Annotated in this window: 1 protein-coding gene and 1 pseudogene; both read left to right on the top strand. The window is 72.9% G+C overall.

The annotated features are described in order from the left end of the window. Positions 1-29 precede the first annotated feature (29 nt). Positions 30-107: pseudogene (locus WDZ17_RS17590) on the top strand (hypothetical protein); the annotation flags it as partial. 241 nt (positions 108-348) lie between these two features. Continuing rightward, a complete protein-coding gene (locus tag WDZ17_RS17335) occupies positions 349-1,164 on the top strand; it encodes a hypothetical protein (protein ID WP_339576427.1) in 816 nt (271 codons plus the stop codon). Positions 1,165-1,298: the final 134 nt, after the last annotated feature.

Raw genomic sequence — 1,298 nt, 5'->3', positions numbered from 1 at the left:
CGATCGTCATCGACCACGGCAAGGCGTACATGTCCTCGCACGTCATGGGGGTCTGCGCCCGGCTCGGGATCACGGTGCAGCCGGCGATCCCCCGCAAGCCCACCGACAAGCCGACGGTCGAGCGGTTCTTCCGCATCCTGCGCCAGGGGCTGCTGCAGCACCTGCCCGCCTACAAGGGCCCCGACGTCGCCAACCGCGGCAAGGANCAAGCCGACGGTCGAGCGGTTCTTCCGCATCCTGCGCCAGGGGCTGCTGCAGCACCTGCCCGCCTACAAGGGCCCCGACGTCGCCAACCGCGGCAAGGACGTCGAAGGGCAGGCGTTCTTCTACGTCACCGAGCTCGAGGCGGTGATCCGCCAGTGGGTCGCCTCGGTCTACCACCACACCGCCCACGCGGGCCTGTGCGTCCCGCAGCTGCCGCAGGCGTCGTTTTCCCCGGCGGAGATGTTCGAAGTGGGCCTGGCCCGCGCCGGGACGCTGCGGCTGCCCGCCCGCCCCGGGCTCGCCTACGACTTCCTCGCGGTGGTGTGGCGGACGATCCAGCACTACGGGGTGGAGATCCACGGGCAGCGGTACAACGGCCCGGGCCTGAACCTGCACCGCGGGCACCGCTCCCCCTTCAGCGGGGTGCACGCGGGCAAGTGGCCCTTCCACGTCGACGTGTCCGACGTGCGGCACGTGCACTTCCGCGACCCCGACACCGGCGACTGGCACCGCCTGGTGTGGGAGCACGCTCACGGCATGGACGGCCCGTTCTCCCAGGCCGCAGCGGACTACGCCCGCCAGGTCAGCGTCCGCACCCACCGGCACGTCGACCCCCAGCAGGCCGTGCACGACCTGCTGGGCCAGTGGTCAGCCGGTGAGGTCACCGCCCGTCGGGATCGGGCTCTGGCCCGCCGGCTCAGCGCCCAGCGCGCGGCCGAGGACGCCACCGACACCACCCCCGCAGTCGCGCCAGCGGTTGGCACGGCAGACGCGACTACCTCGGCAGCTGCGGCAACCGCTGCGGCGCGGGAGGTGGCGAGCCTGCCGGGGGTGGTGGACCTGGTGGCCCGCCGCTCGGAGCGGGCCCGGCGGCTGGAGGTCGTCGACGACGTCGACGTCTTCGCCCAGTACTACGCCGAGCACCCCGACGCCGACGGCCTGGAGGTGTTCGACGAGTGACCACCCTCGACGACGACACCAGCACCACCGGTCCCCACGCCGATGAAGAGGGGGCGGCCAACCCCTGGGCGACGTGGCTGGCCCGCCACGGCGTGCAGCCCTACCAGCTGGCCCGCAAAGCCGGGTGGGACGCC

It is taken from the genome of Pseudokineococcus basanitobsidens, from assembly GCF_037482545.1.
Taxonomy (GTDB): domain Bacteria; phylum Actinomycetota; class Actinomycetes; order Actinomycetales; family Quadrisphaeraceae; genus Pseudokineococcus; species Pseudokineococcus basanitobsidens.
The sequence above is the reverse complement of the archived record's forward strand: the minus strand, read 5'-3'. Positions and strand labels throughout refer to the sequence as shown.